The organism is Annamia dubia NIES-4383 (assembly GCF_055394725.1).
Map to the genome: position 1 here is coordinate 178848 of NZ_AP025630.1, position 20666 is coordinate 199513.

Annotated in this window: 20 protein-coding genes; 5 read left to right on the plus strand and 15 right to left on the minus strand. The window is 33.1% G+C overall.

Annotated elements, in window-relative coordinates:
• Positions 1-114 precede the first annotated feature (114 nt).
• From trpS to Anndu_RS00965, 3 genes are all read right to left on the minus strand, one after another.
• Positions 115-1125: a tryptophan--tRNA ligase gene (gene trpS / locus Anndu_RS00955; protein ID WP_464102569.1), complete on the minus strand. Its 1011-nt coding sequence runs from the start codon at positions 1123-1125 to the stop codon at positions 115-117.
• A gap of 200 nt (positions 1126-1325) precedes the next feature.
• Positions 1326-1661: a transposase family protein gene (locus Anndu_RS00960; RefSeq protein ID WP_464102570.1), complete on the minus strand. Its 336-nt coding sequence runs from the start codon at positions 1659-1661 to the stop codon at positions 1326-1328.
• A gap of 70 nt (positions 1662-1731) precedes the next feature.
• Positions 1732-2316: a helix-turn-helix domain-containing protein gene (locus Anndu_RS00965; RefSeq protein ID WP_464102571.1), complete on the minus strand. Its 585-nt coding sequence runs from the start codon at positions 2314-2316 to the stop codon at positions 1732-1734.
• Positions 2317-2395: 79 nt separating this feature from the next.
• Here Anndu_RS00965 and Anndu_RS00970 point away from each other — a divergent pair, with 79 nt between their 5' ends.
• On the plus strand, positions 2396-5758 hold the full coding sequence (locus Anndu_RS00970; protein WP_464102572.1) for an ATP-binding protein: 3363 nt from the start codon (positions 2396-2398) through the stop codon (positions 5756-5758).
• Positions 5759-5786: 28 nt separating this feature from the next.
• Here the strand turns inward: Anndu_RS00970 and Anndu_RS00975 are convergent, their stop codons facing one another.
• The 6 genes from Anndu_RS00975 to Anndu_RS01000 all read right to left on the minus strand — a co-directional run bounded on the left by Anndu_RS00975 (position 5787) and on the right by Anndu_RS01000 (position 12089).
• Entirely contained in the window at positions 5787-6542 is a 756-nt protein-coding gene (locus Anndu_RS00975) for a lysophospholipid acyltransferase family protein (protein WP_464102573.1), read from the minus strand.
• A 140-nt stretch (positions 6543-6682) separates the two neighbouring features.
• Positions 6683-7195, minus strand: coding sequence for a tRNA adenosine(34) deaminase TadA (tadA, locus tag Anndu_RS00980; RefSeq protein WP_464102574.1), 513 nt, complete (start codon positions 7193-7195; stop codon positions 6683-6685).
• Between the two features lie 17 nt (positions 7196-7212).
• Positions 7213-8136 carry an N-acetylmuramic acid 6-phosphate etherase gene (gene murQ / locus Anndu_RS00985; protein ID WP_464102575.1) on the minus strand — a complete coding sequence of 308 codons (924 nt, stop codon included), beginning with the start codon at positions 8134-8136 and terminating at the stop codon, positions 7213-7215.
• A 46-nt stretch (positions 8137-8182) separates the two neighbouring features.
• Positions 8183-8566 (minus strand): DUF3110 domain-containing protein, encoded by a 384-nt coding sequence (locus Anndu_RS00990; protein ID WP_464102576.1) that lies wholly within the window; start codon positions 8564-8566, stop codon positions 8183-8185.
• 463 nt (positions 8567-9029) lie between these two features.
• Complete coding sequence (locus tag Anndu_RS00995) at positions 9030-11234, minus strand: S1 domain-containing protein (protein WP_464102577.1); 2205 nt, start codon at positions 11232-11234, stop codon at positions 9030-9032.
• Positions 11235-11648: 414 nt separating this feature from the next.
• Complete coding sequence (locus Anndu_RS01000; RefSeq protein WP_464102578.1) at positions 11649-12089, minus strand: CAAD domain-containing protein; 441 nt, start codon at positions 12087-12089, stop codon at positions 11649-11651.
• A 191-nt stretch (positions 12090-12280) separates the two neighbouring features.
• Between Anndu_RS01000 and Anndu_RS01005 the strand changes: the two genes are divergently transcribed.
• Entirely contained in the window at positions 12281-13558 is a 1278-nt protein-coding gene (locus Anndu_RS01005; protein WP_464102579.1) for a valine--pyruvate transaminase, read from the plus strand.
• Positions 13559-13683: 125 nt separating this feature from the next.
• On the opposite strand, the gene Anndu_RS01010 is transcribed toward Anndu_RS01005, so the two are convergent.
• The 6 genes from Anndu_RS01010 to rnpA form a co-directional block, all read right to left on the minus strand.
• Positions 13684-14025 (minus strand): CZB domain-containing protein, encoded by a 342-nt coding sequence (locus tag Anndu_RS01010; protein WP_464102580.1) that lies wholly within the window; start codon positions 14023-14025, stop codon positions 13684-13686.
• A 15-nt stretch (positions 14026-14040) separates the two neighbouring features.
• Positions 14041-14538, minus strand: a complete 498-nt coding sequence (locus Anndu_RS01015) for a YceD family protein (RefSeq protein WP_464102581.1) — start codon at positions 14536-14538, stop codon at positions 14041-14043.
• Positions 14539-14684: 146 nt separating this feature from the next.
• Positions 14685-15170, minus strand: coding sequence for a Jag family protein (locus Anndu_RS01020; protein ID WP_464102582.1), 486 nt, complete (start codon positions 15168-15170; stop codon positions 14685-14687).
• 18 nt (positions 15171-15188) lie between these two features.
• Positions 15189-16343 (minus strand): membrane protein insertase YidC, encoded by a 1155-nt coding sequence (gene yidC / locus Anndu_RS01025; RefSeq protein ID WP_464102583.1) that lies wholly within the window; start codon positions 16341-16343, stop codon positions 15189-15191.
• A 146-nt stretch (positions 16344-16489) separates the two neighbouring features.
• Positions 16490-16885: a PH domain-containing protein gene (locus Anndu_RS01030; protein WP_464102584.1), complete on the minus strand. Its 396-nt coding sequence runs from the start codon at positions 16883-16885 to the stop codon at positions 16490-16492.
• Entirely contained in the window at positions 16875-17267 is a 393-nt protein-coding gene (rnpA, locus tag Anndu_RS01035) for a ribonuclease P protein component (protein ID WP_464102585.1), read from the minus strand. The genes Anndu_RS01030 and rnpA overlap by 11 nt, the downstream gene beginning before the upstream one ends.
• Positions 17268-17637: 370 nt before the next feature.
• On the opposite strand from rnpA, the gene Anndu_RS01040 reads away from it, so the two are divergent.
• From Anndu_RS01040 to Anndu_RS01050, 3 genes are all read left to right on the plus strand, one after another.
• Entirely contained in the window at positions 17638-18411 is a 774-nt protein-coding gene (locus Anndu_RS01040) for an RNA polymerase sigma factor SigF (RefSeq protein WP_464102586.1), read from the plus strand.
• Between the two features lie 160 nt (positions 18412-18571).
• Entirely contained in the window at positions 18572-19435 is an 864-nt protein-coding gene (locus tag Anndu_RS01045; protein WP_464102587.1) for a hypothetical protein, read from the plus strand.
• 260 nt (positions 19436-19695) lie between these two features.
• A complete protein-coding gene (locus Anndu_RS01050) occupies positions 19696-20424 on the plus strand; it encodes an S-layer homology domain-containing protein (protein ID WP_464102588.1) in 729 nt (242 codons plus the stop codon).
• Positions 20425-20666 lie beyond the last annotated feature (242 nt).

Here is a 20666-nt window from a genome sequence, read left to right on the forward strand (position 1 = left end):
TTTAAAATTTGTGTATATAGACAAAGCCTGATTGCACAGGCTTTATGATAGTCTGCACAGGCAGACTTTGTTTTGATAGCTTAAGGCTTAAGCCTTAATAAAATCATTAATTAATTAAATCATTTCTAAATAACCCATCGCTTTTTTTACTCTCGAAAGAGTCTCATTTGCAACCGTTTCGGCCTTTTGTCTTCCATCTTTTAAAACCCCATCTAAGTAATCTTGATTATCCATAATTTCTTGATATTTTGCTTGAATTGGCCTTAATGATTCGATGGTAGTTTCTATCAGTAATGGTTTAAATTGTCCCCACCCCATTTCACTACATTCGGCTGTAACTTCGGCTTTACTTTTACCTGAAAGAAGGCTATAAAGGGTTAATAAATTATTACATTCTGGACGATCGAGATTATCAAATTCTAAGCCTTTGATCGGATCGGTTTTACATTTTTTGATTTTTTTCGTAATTAAATCAGGCGGATCTAATAAACTAATTCTACTTAATTCCGAGGGATCGGACTTAGACATTTTTTTTGTACCATCAGTTAAACTCATAATTCTAGCACCTTCTTTGCGGATTAAAGGCTCAGGTAATTTTAAAATTGGCTCTTTTTTATTGCCAAATTTATCATTAATTCTCACTGCAATATCACGGGTTAACTCTAAATGTTGCTTTTGATCATCACCGACAGGCACTTTATCCGCATCATAAAGTAAAATATCCGCCGCCATTAACACCGGATAATCTAATAATCCTACACTAACATTTTCCCCTTGTTTTAAAGCTTTTTCCTTAAATTGGATCATTTTTTCTAACCAATTAAGAGGAGTAATACAATTTAATAACCATGTTAACTCACTATGGGCGGGGATATGGGATTGAACAAAAATGGTAGAATAGTTTAAATCAATACCACAAGCCAAATATAAAGCGGCGATGGTGTAGGTATCACTCGCTAAACTCTGAGGATTATGAGGTACGGTGATAGCATGAAGATCCACCACACAGAAAAAATTATCATAATTTTCCTGTACTTCTACCCAGTTGCGGATCGCCCCTAAATAATTACCCAAATGTAAGTTGCCTGTGGGCTGAACACCTGATAAAATTCGCTGTTTTGCCATTATAATTATAATAAATTAACTTTCTAAATTTAATTGCCAAAGATTTAATTATAATCTATATGATGAGCAACTCTCAAAATATCGTGATTCAGCTTATTTAGTTTGGGATGTTTTAGACATCTCCAATAACTGATAAAGCTTATATGGTAACAGTTTTATCTTTAATCAGCACTCAGCAATCAATCCCTGTAAAGTTAATTTCACGTCAAAATTTCCTCTAAATCTAATTTCGTCCCAAAAGTATGACTAATTAAAACATCAATTACTTCATTTGATGACGATGATTTCACTATTTCTAAAACTAAACTCTCAATTCTTAATCTCACTAACCCACAAACTGTTAAAAATACTGACTGATATTTGTCTTTTCTTAATCTAAATCTTTCTCTTGCTACTCGCCATATTTTTATGATTCTAATTAAATGTTCTATAAATATTCTGACCGATGAAATCTTTTTATTTTCTTCTTTTTCTTCCTGAGTTAATACTCCTTTTTTCGGTTTTTTCTTCGGGGTAATAATTTGTGGCTCTCCCACATAAGCTTTATCCCCTTTAAACCTTTGATCTATCCCAAACTTCTTGAGATTTTGACGACAAATGTTAATATCACTTGAAGCGCCCTGGTTTTCCCGCCACTACATCCACAATATCTCGGCCTTTTGGAAGACTAATTAATTGATTTTTAAAAGTATGTTCACATTTTTTTCCACTATAATATTTTTTCTGTTCTTGATAGTCTAAAGGTCTTTCTCTTGGCTGTTCTTCACTATCTACTAATAATTCATTTTCCTTCAATTTTTCCAACATTTCTTCTATTTTTTCTGGGGACTTTTTTACTTGTTCTAGTAAAGAGCATGGCAAAGCTTCTCTCATAATTTTTTGCCAATAATCAAACAAATTATTCGCCGTTGATTCACTTACTTGAAAGACGATACCTAATAGTTGAAAACTCAGGTGATGTCTTAAATAAATTAAAGTCAAAATAATCTGGTTTTCTTTTGAAAGTTTACTCTCTCTACCACCACCGGAATTGATAATTCTAGTTTTTTGTTTTTCGGATTCTTCTTTTGCTTGTTTCTCCAAGATCAAAAGATGTGCGATTAGCAGTTCTAATTGTTCATAATTAATTCCCAATAATCTTTTAGTTGCTTGTTTGTGATCTTGAATATATTGCCAAGTATAATTACTCATTTTGGCTATTTCTCCTTAAAATTTTTGTTGATGATAGCTTAATTTTTTTATTTATATTATATTATAGAGATGTCTTTTTATGATCAGATCTTTTGTGTCTTTAATGCGTCTTCCGGTGTCTGGAGTTTTAATTATTCCCTTTGTGTTACAATTATTAACTTCAGTGGTAATTGTGGCCTATCTTTCCCACCATAGTGGACAAAAAGATCTTGATCATTTAGCGGAAGAATTAAGAGAGCAAACTACAAGGCGCATTAGTGATCATCTTGATAATCATTTACAACTACAACAACAGATTTTAAGTGTTAATTCTTCTTTGATTAAAAATGCTTCATTGGATCCTATTATTCGAGAGCAATTACGTCAAGTTTTTTGGCGAAATATTCATATTTCTGATTATTTATCTTCTTTAGTTTTTGCCAATGAATTAGGGCAAGAAATTGGTTATAATAAAGTACAAACAACAGAAGTTATTAAAGCAGTAGAAAAAGTTGTTAAACATCCTGTTGAGGCCGGAACTATTTATATAGTTGAATCATCTGAGAGTAAACAAAGAAAATTTAGCACGGTTGATCAAGAAGGAAAACCCACTCAAGAAAGCTATATTTTCCCTTATGATGTTAGAAGAACAGGTTGGTATCAAGACGCTAAAAAATTAAAAAAACAAGGGTGGTCTTCTGTTTATGTTAGTCAAGTTATTCCCTCTCTTAATATTAGTGCTATATTGCCAATTTATGATCAAAATGGTAATTTTGCTGGTGCTTTAAATAATACGATTGCCCTATCACAAATTAGTCAATTTTTAACAGAATTAAAGTTTTCATCAAAGGGTCAAGTTTTTATTCTTGATTCTTCAGCTAATGTTATTGCTAGTTCAGATAATTTAAGTTTAGTGGAAACGGGAAAACCTGATCCCCTCCATGTGATCAATGGTTTTAAGAGTAAAAATAAATGGTTGAAAGCCATCTTAGAAAAAATAAAAGATCAACATGGTAATTTAGAAAAAATACCGTCTCATTTTCATTTTAACCTAACAGTAGAAGGCGAAGTTATTTACGGTGATATTCAAAAATATCAAGATCAATATGGCTTAAATTGGCATTTATTAGTAGTAATTCCTGAATCAGATTTTATGACACAAATTAAAGCTAATCGTAGTCAAACTTTAATTTTTTGTGGCATTACTTTGGTTATTTCAACTATAATTGGAATTATCACAGCCCGTTTAATTACTAAACCAATTTATCAATTAAATCAAGCTAGTCAAACTTTAGCTAAAGGTGGTATTTTAAATTATTTACCACGTCAAAAAATGATTAAAGAAATTGATGATTTAACCCAATCTTTTAGGTTAATGGCTCAATATCTTCAAGAATCACAAAAGCAAAATAATCTCAGTTTAGATCAATTGGCCACTCAAAATCATCAATTACAACAAATTTTAGATGCCGTTCCTTTTGGAATTAGAATTATAGATACTCAATTAAAAATTCGCTATGCCAATCAACAGGCCATTAAGATTACAGGAAAAGGGAAAGTTGATTTTGATCAGATAGAGAAAATAACTGAAATTTATCAGGCTCATATTTTAAATATGGATATACTTTATCCAGTGGAAAATTTACCCATTATCCGTGCTTTAAAAGGGGAATGTCATCATATTGACGATATTTATATTCTTAGTAATGGGCAAAAAATCCCGCTCGAAGCTTGGGGAACGCCGATTTATAATCAAGCAGGAGAAATTGAATATGGCATGGTGGTGTTTCAAGATATTAGCGATCGCAAAAAAACAGAAAATGCCTTAAAAGAAAATCAAGATTTTCTCAAAAAAATAGCAGATTCTTCTCCGAATATTATCTATATATTTGATATTCAAGAGAAACGTAATATTTATGTAAATCGGGAAATTTGGTCAGTTTTAGGTTATCAACCCGAAGAGATCCAACAGATGGGAGTTCATTTTTTTGATAATGTGATGCACCCTGATGATCTGATCAAACTTCCGGCCGAATATGAAAAATTGGCTTTAGCTCAAGATGGGATCGTTTACCATTTTGAATATCGCATGAAAAATACCAAAGGGGAATGGCGTTGGCTTTATAGCCGTCATACGGTGTTTAGCCGAGATCAACAGGGGCAGGTAAAATGTACCATTGGCACGGCCGAAGATATTACGGAGCATCGAGCGGCACAACAACAGTTAGAAAAATCAAATCAAGAATTAATCCGTGCAAGTCGTCTCAAAGATGAATTTTTGGCCATGATGAGCCATGAGTTGCGCACGCCCCTTAATGCGATTTTAGGCATGACTGAGGCTTTAGAAGATCAAATATTTGGTTTAGTTAATACTCAACAAATTAAAGCTTTAAATACTATTGAAAAAAGCGGTTTACATCTTTTAAATTTAATTAATGATATTCTGGATCTGTCTAAAATTGAAGCCGGACAAGTTAAATTAGAATTAACTCAAATATCAGTAAAATCCCTGTGTAATTCTAGTTTAGAAATAGTTAAACCCCAAGCCATCAAAAAACAGATTTTGATTGAAAGTTACCTCCCCGATTATTTACCTGAAATAATCGTAGATGAACGGCGCATGATTCAAGTGTTAATTAATTTACTTAATAATGCCATCAAATTCACCCATGAAGGCGGTCAAGTCACATTAAAAGTTGTTTATCCTCACATCATAGAGCAAAAAAATTATTTACATTTTATGATTGAAGATAACGGTATTGGGATCGCTCCTCAACATCTTGAACATTTATTTAAGCCTTTTATTCAGATTGATAGTGCTTTAAATCGCAAATATGAAGGCACGGGCTTAGGTTTAGCTTTAGTCAAAAAATTAATTGATCTTCACGGAGGGCAAATCAGTGTTAATAGTGAGGAAAAGGTAGGTAGTTGTTTTATGATTGATTTACCCATCACCCAAGCTGAAACTGCACCCTTAACACCATTAAAATCTAATCAACTCAAGGCCGATCCCCTTGAAATTAAATCATCTTGTGTTAATCACCCAGTAGCCCCTTTAATTTTATTAGTAGAAGATAATCCGGCTAATATTTTCACAATCAAAAACTATTTAGAGGCGAAAGGGTATCAAGTTTTAATTGCCCAAGATGGAGAAAAAGCTATTTCTTTAACTAAATTAAAACATCCTGATTTAATTTTAATGGATATTTCCATGCCAATGATGGATGGTTTTACTGCCATTAAATCTATTCGAGAGGATCCTCTGATTAATCAGATTCCCATTATCGCTTTAACTGCTTTGGCCATGGAAGGCGATCAAGATCGTTGTTTAGAGGCCGGAGCTAATCAATATTTAAGTAAACCAGTGAAATTAAAATCATTAGTAGAAATGATTAATGATCAATTAAATCAAAAATTATTAAATAATCCAGCTTCACCCTTAACACAAGGGGTTCAGGAGTGAAGGGAAAAAATTTAAACCCGAATTTTGATTAACTTAAATTTTCTAAATTAGCAGTTAACACATCAGTTAAAATTTCCGTTGATTTTTTAATAGTATCAGTTAAATATTCAGACACATTTAAAGCCTGTCCAATCTCAATTTTAACATCACTGCGCCAAGTGGGAATAAAATTACTATAATTAATGGCCATCGGTATAATTTTAATCTTACTTTTCGGTTGTTGCTTAACTACTTGTAAAGCAATTCTAGCAATACCATTTTTTAAATGATGAACCTCTCCATCTTGAAAAATGCCACCTTCAGGAAAAATTACTAACATTTGATTATTTTTTAATAATTCCACACTTTGACGAAAACTACTAATTTTTGGACAACGAGTATTAACCGCAAAACCGCCCATTTTTTTGATGATCCAACCTTGGATTCCTGTTAATTCATCCTCGGAAACCATATAATGTAAATCTCTACCAGTGGTTAATCTTCCCGTAGCAAAAGTAACTAAAATTCCATCCCAACGGGAACGGTGAGTTGGAGCTAAAATAACTGGACAATCCAGAGGGATATTTTCAATCCCATTGATTTTTATTTCTCCAAAATATAAAGGCAAGACCCCATAAGCTCCCACCGGATAAAGGATCTGACTGACCCATTTAGAAACAGAGGAATCATACTTTTGTGAGTGTGAAGGGGACTGATTGATCTGTTTTTGGGGAATAGTTGCCCCAGAAGCTTGAACCTTGGAGGAAGTGGAAGCTAAAAAATCTTGCCGAAAATAGACTTGCATAGTGGAGAAGAAAACAAATTTACAAAAAATTAAACTAACTTTTTTATTCCTAACTTTATCCGTGATGAAAACTTTTGATCGGTGTTGACATGACAGTTATAAGGTTGTCTATAATCAATTTAACTTCAAAAAATTAAAGCTTAATTTTTTGAAGTTAAATTTCTTTGTTGTTGAAACCACCTTTGTAACTGTTGACGACAGGGTTTTTCCATGATGCCCCCCAACACTTTTAAGGAATGGTGGGAGGCCGCACTATCGGGAAGATTGAAAACCGTGCGGATTGTGCCAGTTTTGGGATCGTCAGCACCATAGACTAATAAACCAATTCTAGCTTGAAGGATCGCACCTGTACACATGGGACAGGGTTCTAAGGTGACGTATAAGGTACAATGGTTTAAATGCCAATTTTGGAGTTTTTGAGAGGCTAAACGGAGGGCAATTATTTCGGCGTGGGCGGTGGGATCCTGATCTGTTTCTTTTCTGTTTTCCCCTTGGGCTAATAGTTGACCATTTTGATCTATGATCAGCGCACCCACCGGAATTTCCCCATTTTTACCTGCATTTTCCCCTAATTTCAGAGCGTATTCCATCCATTTTTGATGTTGCTGATAACTTTGTCGATCGAGTTCAAAAAGATAATTAAATTTACTCATTTTTGATTCTTAATTTATCACAAAAAACTATTTTTAAATACATTCAAAGCTTGACGTAGATCCCCTTGATTTTCCTTTAATAAGCGATCGCCCTCAGTGGCATCTAAGTCACTCCAGTGCATTAATAAAGCTAATTTAACCCTTCTTGCGCTTTTTTCTAGTAAATATCCAGCTTCTTGACGGTTTAAATTAGTTAAATCTTCTAAAATTCTTAAGGCTCGATCGTGTAATTTACGATTAGTCACAGCTACATCAATCATTCTATTTCCGTAAACTTTCCCTAATTTAACCATAACTCCCGTAGAAATAATATTAAGCGCCATTTTGGTCACAGTACCCGCCTTTAAACGGGTAGAACCCGCTAAGATTTCCGCTCCCACAATCAATCTAATATCCACATCTGCTTCCACTTTAACCTGTTCTACGGGTACACAACTTATATAAATGGTAGTTGCCCCTCGTTGCTTGGCCGCCTGAAGCGCCCCTAAAACGTAAGGCGTTGTACCTCCGGCTGTAATACCTACTACCACATCCAATTCCGTGATGTGGCGTTGAGCGATCGCACTTGCTCCATCCTCACTTTTATCCTCTAAATCCTCAGAACTACGGATTAAAGCCCCGGCCCCCCCTGCAATAATACCTTGCACCATTTCGGGGGGAGTGCAGAAGGTGGGGGGACATTCGGCCGCATCTAAAACCCCTAAACGGCCGCTTGTACCTGCCCCAATGTAAAATAAACGCCCTCCCTTTTGTAAAGAAGCACTGGTGAGATCAATGGCTTGGGCTAGGGCTTCTTTAGCTTGGGCGATCGCTTCTAAAGTTTTATAATCTTCCTGATTAAATAATTCAACTAATTCTAAAGAGGTTAATTGATCTAAATTTTGACTATTAGGGTTGACTTGTTCGGTTAAAAGATAACCTCTTTTTTCTAAATTTTCCATTATAAATATAAGAATTAATAATAAGTCTAAATAAAAAATAAGCTAATTACAATAAATTTTCTAATTGACGGCGAATGCGATCTAAATCATCTTGCGTCATATTTGAATCAGTTTGAGTGGATTTAGCCTTGTGTTTCCCATCTTCACTCCAATCGAGATCATCCACATTATTTTCAGGAGGAACTGCCAACATTTCCTCATCAATTAACTGACAATCATATCCGGCCTCAAAACAAAAATCTTCCACTTCTTGAGAGTCAATTTCCTCGATCATGGCCGCAGGAAAATCCTGTGCTTCTAACATTAAAGCAAAACGGGTGGCATCATCTTCATTTTTAAACATTAAAACAATATTGCGATCGCCAACTTTGAGACTATGAACTCCCTCATTATCGGTACGAGCATTAAATAAAATAATATAAACACGCATTTTGGTTAATTGAAAATAATAAAAATAAGTTTAATCAGTATCAGTATAGAATACATCGCAACTTAACATCAAGAGAATTTTTTTTAACTTGAGAAGAATTAGTTGAAAATCTGTAGAGTGGGTAACGCTAAAAAAATTAGATATTATTTAATAATTAAAAACGTGCTGTCAACTTTACAAATTTTAGGCTTCAAAAGTCGGGGATTTGTTAAATCGCCGACTTTTTATACTATTTTGATTAAAATTTTATGTATTTTAGTTAATGAGTATTATAAAATTTTATAAAACAAGAGTTTCTTTGAAAAATTGAGGTTGTTTTTGATTAACTTGCTTTTATAATTTTATTTTTTCAGTTTTGATAATAAAATTTACATACTTAATTATCACATATTTCTTGATTAAATGTCAATCAAAAATTATATTAATAATTAATGCTATTTACTCCAAATCCAAAAAGTGGGCATTAACTTTTTCTTTGTTGATATAAATTACAATTTGTGCTACAAAAACCACAATTATCTTTTGGACAAACTAAATGTCCACATTCTGGACAAACTTCGTCTTTACCAATTACTAAAGGTCTAAATCCACACTTTCCTTTTTTCTCTATTTTTCCACCACAATATGCTAAAATGGTGGTTAATTTGTCTTCTTGAGAGCGTTTTCCTCTTAATAATCCTTTCCCATTAAATTGGAATATTTTAAATTGATTTAATTTAAACTTTTCTCGATGTGACCAAATAATTTGTAAAGAATCACAAAAATCATTGATTATATTTAATGGATCATATATTTTCAATGGTTGATGTATATTTCCGTAAATTTGTTTATATGCTTCGGGAGTATAATCATTTCCTTGATAGTTGAGCATAGATAAAAAGTGTTTTAACATAGACAAAAATAAATAAGGTAGTTTAATTCTATTTTTAGAATTACTAAGTAAAATGTTAATAAAATCAATTTGCCATTGAGGTAATTTATCAACCCACATTTTAGGAATATTAACTTGAGCGGCTATCAATAAGCTGAGTATTTTTGATAAATCTATTTTCAGTAATAATAAGTCTTCCCAATTAGGAAATTGAGAATAGTCTAACTGTTTTAAATCATTAATAATTTTCATTTGCTGAAGATAAAAATATTCATCATAATCAAATACCCAAGGTGGTAAATAATTATTTTGATCTAAATCCCTTGATACATTAATTTTGAGAATTGTATCGTTAAACTTAGATTCTAAATCCCGAATTTCTTGTTGAGTAACTGTTCCTAAAAATTGAGGATTGGGTACATAAAATTGAGGATTGAAGTTACCCGTCATATATTCTAATTGTAAATACGGAGAAAGAACACCCGCAATTCTGACATCTATACCACGATTTTGTTTAAATTGAGGAATACAAAATTCAGAATAAACATTAGAATTGAAATCAGTTCTAGCATTTTTTACATCTAAGAATGTCTTTTTATTTAACCTTACATCACCTTTAATCCATTCTTTACTCTCATCTGTAATTTGATGGATAGAAATATCTTCTACTTTTATATTTCTCTCCAAACTTTGATAATAATTAATAACCAATTTTTCAGCACCTCTTGCTGAAATCATTTTTGCCTTATTAAATGAATTATCAACACCATTATTCCATTGTTTAATTAGTTGTATTTCTTGATCATTTAATTCATATAAATCTTTCCAACTTTGCTCAATCACATTAATATAGGGATAATTAGAATCATTAAAATCTTCAACTATTTGAAAAAATTGTTGATAACGATTTTTAATTATTTTTTTCTGATAGGTAAGAGGTGCTACATCCCATAAATAACTTCTGTATTCTAAAGACTCTTGTAAATATTTTATATTTTGCCAATAAATATCTTTTTCTACTTCGCTACATTCTTTAAGTTTTGCTATTATTTTATCAATTAAGTATTGACGATATTGATTTTCACGTGATTCTAAATAATTGTTGATAATATTTGAATAATCAGCAGGTGCTAATAGTTCTAATAATTCTGATTTAAAAATAAATAAATCAGGATATTTATGTGATAAATGACTTAATAAGTTATTAAATAAAAGAGTATTTTTTAAAGTGGATAATTGGTTTTGAACTAATACAAAAGCTTTTTCTAAAGGAAAAGATGCAATCATACTAACATATAGAGGAAGAATTTTTTGAAAAATATAAGCATTGCCACTATTAATGCACTTCTCAATAATTTCTAAATCATCTGTTTCACTATTGACTTTTTGAATTAAAATCGCTTCATCTCTTTGAAATTTTGAATTATATCTTAATCCAAAATATAATATATCCTGAGCTAAAATTTGTTCATTAGATGTAATTCTCACATCTGATCGTCCTTGACATTTGATATAACCTCTACCATCTTTAAACCATTCGATCATCCCGACTAAAGTAAATAAATTAACATTTATTGCTTCGAGTTTTTTATTGTTTTCATCTATATCAAATTCAAGATAAACACCTTCATTATGTCTATCTTCTAATAAATGTTCGATTTGATTATTTATATTTTTTCGGTTTACATAAATTTCTGGGCTATCATTATGTTCAAGTAATGATATAAAACCAAAATTGTTGATTTTCCCCGTTTGGTTATTCAAACCACCAAACCATTTTAATCTGCCAATAACCATAATTTTTTGATTAATAATATTAATTGAAAAAATAGTTATGATTTAACCTATGTTTTAAAGCTAGAGGAATCTAGTTTGTGTGATCGCTCTTTTAGCTTGATTTTTATACCTCAAACTAACTTATATTTTAGTATAAGTGATTTTTTGGATATAAAAAATATTAATTATTCAAAAATATTAAATTATCCCAAGATATAGAAAAGCGATTATTGACTATTGCTCAACAAATTGGACGCAAAGAAGATGAATTAATCCAAGAAGCAATTATTAATTATTTAGAAGATTTATAAGATATTAAAGATGCTCAAGAGCGTCTTATAACATATTTAACATCAATCAAAAAAAATCCTCCTGACTTAATTTTTAAGTAGAAGGATTTTTATGGAGAAAAAAGAATTAAAATCTACAAAAAATTTAGTGATCTGGGTTGTTTTTGCCTACAACTTGTTTTTTGAGAACTTCAAACTCCTGTGCTAACTCGGAGCGAGTAGAAGCGCGGAGTAAATAGCGGTAAACAAACCAAACACTGTAGCCTAAGCCTACTAACTCTAAGATCGGGGAAAGTAGAGGAATATCATTGATCGCATTGATCACCGATAAAACCACATAGACAGAAACGATCCCTGATGCAAAAATAAGTAATGTAATCAAGGGTTTTTTGTAGTCAGCAAAGAAATTACCTAACTCATCGGGAAGTTTGCCTAAAAAATCAAAAACAGGTTCAATTAATTCTTGAACTTGGTTGAGAGAAGAAGGCTCAGAGGCGGAAACCATTGTTCCAGTTGTTTCTGGTTTTAAAGAAACAGACTCTTTGCTTCCAGTAGTTGTGAGATCAGGGGTTTTAGATGAATCCATAAATAGCCATCCTTTGAGAATAGAATTATTATTATGTTTGTTGCTAGACAGACAAATGATATAACAAATACCTAGCTAGAGCTTATCTTATCAGACGATTTTTATACCTTCACCTTGAAATTTGTTAATTTTTTTCACAGTGGGTAGATCTTTGTTTAGACTATAACATTAATTTTAACCAATTAATTATCATGAATCTTAATCAATTAAATCACAAAATTCAACTGAGTCAATGGGGAGAGCAGATGTCTCAACTTTCTGGAGTGCGCTCCATTATGAAAGATATTATTGAAACTTTGCGCTCCGGTTCGGGACAATCTTTTATTAATTTAAGTGCGGGTAATCCTGTTATTTTACCCGAAATTGAGCAATTATGGCGTGATTGTACTTTAAATTTATTAAATTCTCAAGATTTTGGCGAGGTTGTTTGTCGTTATGGCTCATCCCAAGGTTATGAGCCTTTGATCGAGGCGGTTAAAAATGATTTTAATGCCCGTTATGGTTTAAATTTAAGCGATCGCCAGATTTTAATTACACCGGGATCCCAATCAATTTATTTTTATGCGGCCAATGCTTTTGGGGGGCAAACTGTTAATAATCAGTTAAAAAAAGTGGTACTTCCCCTATGTCCTGATTATACAGGTTATGGTGGTGTTAGTTTAAATCCAGAAGCGGTTATTTCCTATCAACCACAGTTAGAAATTGATCAAAAAAATCACCGTTTTAAATATCGTCCTGACTTCAATCAATTAGTAATAAATGAGGATACGGGTTGTGTTATTTTTTCTCGCCCTTGTAACCCCACTGGTAATATTTTAAGTGATCAAGAAGTCTTACAAATCGTCCAATTAGCCCAACCTTTTAATGTACCTGTTTTGATTGATTCCGCTTATGCTCCCCCCTTCCCTTGTTTAAATTTTACGCAGATGAATCCCCAATTTGGAGATAATATAATTCATTGTTTAAGTTTATCAAAAGCAGGACTTCCGGGGGAAAGAGTTGGCATTGCGATCGGCAATATTGAAACCATTGAAATATTACAATCATTTCAAACTAATGCCTCAATTCATTCCTCAAGATTTGGTCAAGCTTTAGCCGCTCAAGCCATTAATTCTGGACAATTAGCCTATCTTTCAGAAACAATTATTCGCCCCCATTATCAAGAAAAAATGGCAATTTTAGAAGAAACATTAGATCAGCAAATGCCAAATAATTTACCTTGGTTTTTACATCGAGGAGAGGGGGCAATTTTTGCGTGGTTATGGCTAAAAGACTTACCCATGACTGACTGGGAATTTTATCAAGAATTAAAAAAAGTCGGGGTTATTGTGGTGCCGGGGAGTGCATTTTTTCCTGGTTTAAGAGAAAATTGGGATCATAAAAATCAATGTTTAAGAATTAGTTTAACCGCAACTATTGATGAACTTGTAACTGCCATGAAAAGATTAGCAAAAGTTTACACTCAATAATAGTTTTTAAAAACTCGCCCTGATAGCCATATTTATTAATCTTAAAAGTAATCAAACTAGATTTAATTTAGAGCAAAAATTTAAGGAATTTATGATAGAAAATAAATTTTAAAATTTTGATTTTCTTAATTAATTTCCTCAATTATTTTATTTAATAAATTCATAATTTTATCGCTAGATTCTTGAATTAAAAATAATTGTTGTTGTGCTTCTTTAATCTTGCCACTATTTTTAAGTTGAACTATATTTCTAGCAATAGAATGTAATTGTTTATGCTCTTTATCTAATATTTTTACTTCGGAAATATGCCCATAATTTAATAAACCTTCAGTAGCTATCCATTTACCCAATTCACAATTTTGATCTGATGTAATGGGAATTACTTCCGTATTTCCATTAACAAAATTGTTAATTTTCATGCACCAAAGATTATGATTGGCCGTGATTAATCTAAGATTTTTAGTCATCAAATTACCTTTCAATTATAATTGATTTTTCAATGCTTCTAAAGAAGCCCAACGACTATCAATAATTGTTGGTTTTTCTTCTTTAATTTGTGGCGCACCTTGACAATTTTCGCCACAAATTTGTCTGATTGGTAAATTTAAACAGATTTGTTCATAAAGCCATTTATGGGGATCAAAATGTCCATCTATGGGTAAACTTTCTGATAAATCATCCACATGAACTTCTCTTTCTAAAGGTAAATCTTCAAATTCATCAGCATTTTTATCTAACCAAATTAATTCCGATGTATTTAAGACTAAACGATGATTATATTGTTTTAAACAGCGATCACAAGTCAAAGTAATAATAGTTTCTGCATCAATTGTGACCTCCAAAAAAGTACCACCATGACGCACTTTCATGTTTCCTCGAATGGGAGTTAAAGTATTAATTTCTTCAATCGTTTCTTCAAGGGGAATTTCTATTTTTTGATTTAAAGCCTTTAATATTTGGGGAATATAAAGAGTTTCCATAGTTATTGGTTATTGGTTATTTATTATTTATTATTCATTATTAGTAAGTGGTACAGGCATCTTGCTGTTAAAACTTGGTACAGGCAAGATGCCTGTACCACTTTTCCCTTTTCCCTACTCATTACTTATTACTTATTACTTATTACTTATCTAAGTCTAACAATTAAACGGCGATCTGGTTCATGGCCATAACTTTCCGTATAAACATCATTAGAACGACTCAGAAAATAATGAACTTGACGGCGTTCAGCCGAAGATAAAGAGTGAATTTCCTCTGAAACTCCGGTCATTCTGACCTTTTGGGCAACCGTATCAGCTAAAATTTTCAATTCAGCTTGACGGCGCACCCGATAACCATTGAGTTCGATCGTAATAGAGTGATGATCATTTTCTTCCAAACCAATATTTAAAATTGAATTAGCTAAATATTGAATCGCATCCAAACTATCACCCCTGACACCAATTAAACTATCAACCTGTTCAGGGGTAATATTTTTGTGATCAATGGTTAACCAATCGGAAGGATCATCTTCGATCCGATGGGTTTGATCCACTTTAACCTCGGCGGGAATATCCATAAGTTGTAAAAGTTGTTCTAACCACTGCCGACTTTGTTCAATTTTGTAAGCCATAATTTTTAATTAAACTGTTTATCCTGATGTTTTCTCTTTATTTTTCTTAGCCTTTTTACGTTCAAAAGGAAGGGCTTGTTGCGCTTGTTGCGCTCTTTCTTGCTCTTGTACCAACTTTTGTAAATTTTCCGGTAAAGGTTCTTTCATTAAAATGAAAGTTTGAGCCGTCTGAAAAATGTTGGCAATAACAATATACATTAATACCCCGGCCGGTAGGGGGAAAAAGAGGAATAATCCTGAAAAAATAATCGGAGTTAATTTATTAACTGTTTGTTGTTGCTGTGCATCTGCACCCCCACTTCCCTCACTTCCTGTTAACATTTGGTTAACATATAAGCTCAAGCCGAAAAAGATGACCATAATTAAAATATCCCAGTTAATCGAACCATCGGGACTGGTTACACCCACACGCCCTAAAGCGGTAATGAATAAAAAGCCCTTATCCGAAGCAATACCCGGAATTGTTCCCTGAATAGTAGCATCTCCAGCCTGTAAAGCAGTAAAAGTACCATCTTCATTTAAGGTAATTCTTTCTTGACCTTTCGTCACACTCCAACGGGGCTGTAAATCGTGATTAGGATAATCGGCATTAATTTTGTTATATAGTTTACCTTCAGGAGTTTGGAACTCAATTTTTGAAGTTTCCCCCACGCCTATTTTCGCCCCAGTGGCTAAAACAGCCTCAATTTTATAATGTACCCCATCATCTACATAGATATTTTGGGGGGGAGTAGCAAAAGATTGAACTTGAATCTGCTCAATTTTTTCTTGGGGTAAAATTTGTAAATTAACACTATAATTAACATCGCTAAACGGTGATCCCCGTAGGGTTGCAAACAGAGCAAATAAAATCGGCATTTGTAACAAGAGGGGTAAACATCCGGCGAGGGGATTACCTAATTCTTGCATTAATTTCGCCAATTCTTCCTGTTGTTTTTGAGGGTTATCTTTATAACGCTGTTTAATCTCCTCTTGACGCTCTTTCATCAAAGGCTGAGTAATTTTCATTTTTCTCATATTGCGGATCTGTCCTGCACTTAAAGGATATACCCCAAGGCGGATCACAAGAGTTAAAGCAATAATCGCAAAACCGTAACTAGGCACAATCCCATAGAAAAAATCGAGGATTGGCAACATAACATTATTTGATAAAAATCCTATACCAAAATCCATTCTTTTTTTGACTTTTGATGCTGTAATGTTTTTTTAGTTTAATATTTTTTGGATTTAATCCAAATTTTTTTAAGTGAACATATTAATTTGAGATTAGGTCATTTAACCTGTTCAATTAACTATATTTTACAGGCAAGTTGGCTCTCTTACCTACTTAAAATTGCGTCAAGAGTTTCACCTGTTTTAGCCGAGACTTTTTGAGCCATAAAATCACAAAGTTCCCTGAATTTTGGAACGGCGCGCATCTCTAAACGAGTACCATTTTTTAAGGTAATCACAATATCACCCCAAATACCTAAGCCTCTGGGTACTCTAATGATTGATTTAACTTCATTGTAAATAATATCGGTTTGATCCCGTCCCATCCAACCACTGACGATCGAAACTCGGCGATCAGTAATGCGGTATCTTAACCATAAAGCTCGAACGATCGCCCCAATAGTCAAGGGTAAAGCAATAATGGTAAAACCTAATAAAATCCCAAGGATTAAATCCCCAATATGGGGGCCACCTTCAAAATAAACGTCTTCTTTAATGCCCATTGATAATACCTGCTTGAATAAACAACTTCTTTAATTCTCTCAAAAAATGTTCATATTGGCACTCAATTGCTGAAGATCGTACAATTATTATTAGTTTCCAACCCGGATTAATTAAGGGTAATAACTCTCTAAAACTGGCTTTAATCAATCGTTTGATCCGATTTCTGACCACCGCTTTTTTACTAACTTTTTTACTAATGGAAATGCCTAAACAACTAGCAGGTAAATCATGATTATTACTGGTGATCGCCCGATCTGTGATCAGTGCTTGATCAAATAAAGCTTTTAAGTTTAAATTGCCACCACGATAAAACCGCCCTTTTTCATAGACAGTTTTAAAATTACGCCAACTTTTTAAACGATGTTTTTTTGGGATACTCACAAACTAATTCTCCAAAAATTAGGCTAGAACCGAGAATTATAGCCCATTATTATCTATGATCAATTATGTAAAATTCCGTAGAAATACGGTTGTCTTGTCAAAAAAAATAAATTAAGTTAGAGTAAGCATAAATATCTAAATCTTAACTTAATCAGTTTGAGCAAGATGACCGGTTGAGTCTCTACCAAATATTAATTTTATATTAATTTTTTTTTACTGTTATAATTCAATGATAGACTAAGCATTAAAATATAACTTTAATCACAAGTATTGATCAAAATTTTAATTGAAATTAAATTAAATTTAACTTTGGGATGATCTACTTAGGCACTTTATTAATCCACTAGAAAAACTTTAGAGAGATTGTGCGATGTCAACTTTAGTCAGTGAAGAACTAAAATCTAAAAGCTTAGAGCTTTTTCAAGCATATCAAGCAACTGCTAACCCCGCAGTGCGCAATAAAATCATGAAAATTAATTTGGGCTTAGTGCGAAAAGAAGCACATTACTGGGGTAATCAATGTAATGAAAGCTTTGAAGACTTAGTGCAAATAGGTTGTATCGGATTATTAAGAGCCGTAGAAAGATTTGATCCCAATAAGGGTAATGCTTTTAGTTCTTTTGCCATACCCTATATTAGAGGGGAAATTCAGCATTATTTAAGAGATAAAAGTTGTGCGGTTAAAATTCCCCGTCAATGGCTATCCCTACAACGCCAAGCCGTGAAAATTCGGCAGAATTTTCGAGAAAAGTTCAATCGTACCCCATCGGATTTGGAAATTGCTCAGAATCTTAACATTTCCGTTACCCAATGGCAAGAGGTTAAATTAGCTTGTCAAAATCGTGAGCCTTTAAGTTTAGATCTGCCCGTTAATAGTGAACAGGAAGGGCAAAATAGTTTAGGTGATCTAGTCCCCGATCCTAACTACAAGAGTTTTCAACTGGCACAAGAAGATCAGATCCGTTTACAAATGGCTTTGGGAGAGTTAGAAGAAAAAACTAGACATATTTTAGAATTTGTGTTTTTACAGGATCTGACTCAAAAAGAGACGGCTGAATTATTAGGTGTTAGTATTATTACTGTTTCTCGTCATTTAAAAAAAGGCATTCAGCTGTTACAAAAGATGATGGGTAAAGAAGACTAAAAAAATTTATGCTCAAGGCAAGGGGATCAGTATTTTTAATTTTAGATTCCCAGTGGAATTTTAATCTTAAAAAATAAGAAGGAAAAGTTAGAATAGAATTAAAAGATAATTATATTATTGTTGTTAATTAATATTTATTAAAAATAAACTTTGATAAGTTATGATCACACCTAAAAAAATAAAATTTATTGCGATCGCATTAATAACCTCAATGGTGGGGGGTTGTTCCTTGTTTCAAGGTGATGGAGACGACAAGACGGCCACCCCCGAAAACCCTCCAGAAACGGCTCAAACTGCTCCCCCCAACCCTAACCCTACTCCTCCTTTTTCCAAACCAACTAAACCATCGGTTTCACCTTTGGCGATTTTAACACCTGCGACTGATCCTGATGCAAGGGTGAGATTAGTGCCTAAAGGATCATCTAATCCTTTTATTTTAGTGCCAAAACCGGACAAGATTGCAGTTAATCCTGAAATTAAATTAGAAGAACTTAAAACTGCCAATAATGCTCCAGTCGGCGGTTCTAATACCGTCTCGGCCGTTTCTTCCGTTCCCAACGTACCAACTCCCCCATCCCTTAGTAACAGTTCTAACCCAAATATTAAAAAACCTTCTCTAGCGGCCAATCTTACGAAAAATCCTCTTAGTAATAATACAAATAATAATTCTAATAATTCTAATTTACCTAGTAATATTCCTACAATTCCTCCTTTAGTTTTTAAACCTCAACTTCCGGCTTTACCTGAGCCGTCTTTAGCTAGAGCGGTACAGGTTACTGGTATGATTACGATTGGTTCTCAAACTAAAATTATTTTACAAGCGCCTAATGAACCCTTTAGCCGTTATGTTCAAGTTGGGGAATATATTTCAGATGGACAGGTTTTAGTTAAAAGAATTGAAGGTCAACAACGTGGCACTCCAGTGGTTGTTTTAGAGCAGTTTGGCATTGAAGTGGTTAAAAGGGTAGAAAATCCTAGTTCTACCACTAATGCAGAAACTCCCCCCGCTCCCCCACAGGTTTAATTAATTTGTGGTAGAAGTTGATTAATAAATAATAAGTAATAAGTATAAATATTGATTAATTATATTAATTAATTGGACGGAGAATTAATTTAATTTTTAACAAAAAATCTTCAATAAATTGAATTAGAAATTGTATTTTTACAATACTATCAAAATAAATTATGATCAAGACATAATCGAATTTTTTTATCAATGGGATTAAAGATTGAATTATGCAATTATCGCACCAAATCACAAAACTAAGCCCATCTTGGCCTAATTTGTTCAAAATTTTATCTGTTGGGCTATTAGGCTTTATTAACCCTTTAAAACAGGCCAAGGCTTTACCCCCTGCCTTTGCTGATGTGCAAGGCCATTGGGCGCAACCGTGTATTGAACAATTAGCCCAACGTCAAATTATGGGAGAATATAGTTATGGTTTATTTCAGCCTAATTTACCGATGAATCGTGGTGATTATGCGGCCATGATCATTGAGGCTTTTCCCAATACTCCCATCAAAAGGAGTGAGGAAACTTTTAATTTTATAGATTTACCCGAAACCTATTGGGGTAATGCTTCCATCAGAGAGGCGTGGTTAACGGGTTTTATGATAGGTTATCCGGGGAATATTTTTGCACCTTTTCAACCGATTTCCCGTTTAGAAGTGGTGTTGTCTTTAATGTCAGGCTTAGGCTATTTATCAACTATTCCCGAAATACCCGAATCTCAAGGGCAACCAACGATTTTAGAACAACAAGCTCAAAGACAGGAGCAAATGAGAATTTTAGAAGATTTACAAGAATATTTTAATGATGCTAATGAAATACCTGTGTATGGGAGGCAAGATGTGCTTAATACGATTAATGATGGTTTAATCGTTAATTATCCTGATGTTCGTCTTTTTCGTCCGAATCAACCTGCTACTAGGGCTGAAATCGCCGCTTTTTTATGTCAGGCTTTAAAAACTACGGCGGTTGTACCATCGGAATATATAGTGGAAGAACAATGATCATTAATTAAGTTTGATTTGTCAGATGATCAGGGTTAAAATCAATAACTATGATATGTTTACCATTGTTGAATAAGTTATGATTTTATTTATACTTTGTACTAACAGATCAAAACCAGAAAAAAAACTAACTTTGTTAACAATAACTAGAGCCTAATCTTTATTGTGTTGTTAACCTAGTCGGTAAAAGGATGGTAGAGGTTAAATAGCCCTTAAGATTAGTGTGCAAAGTCTCAGGAGAA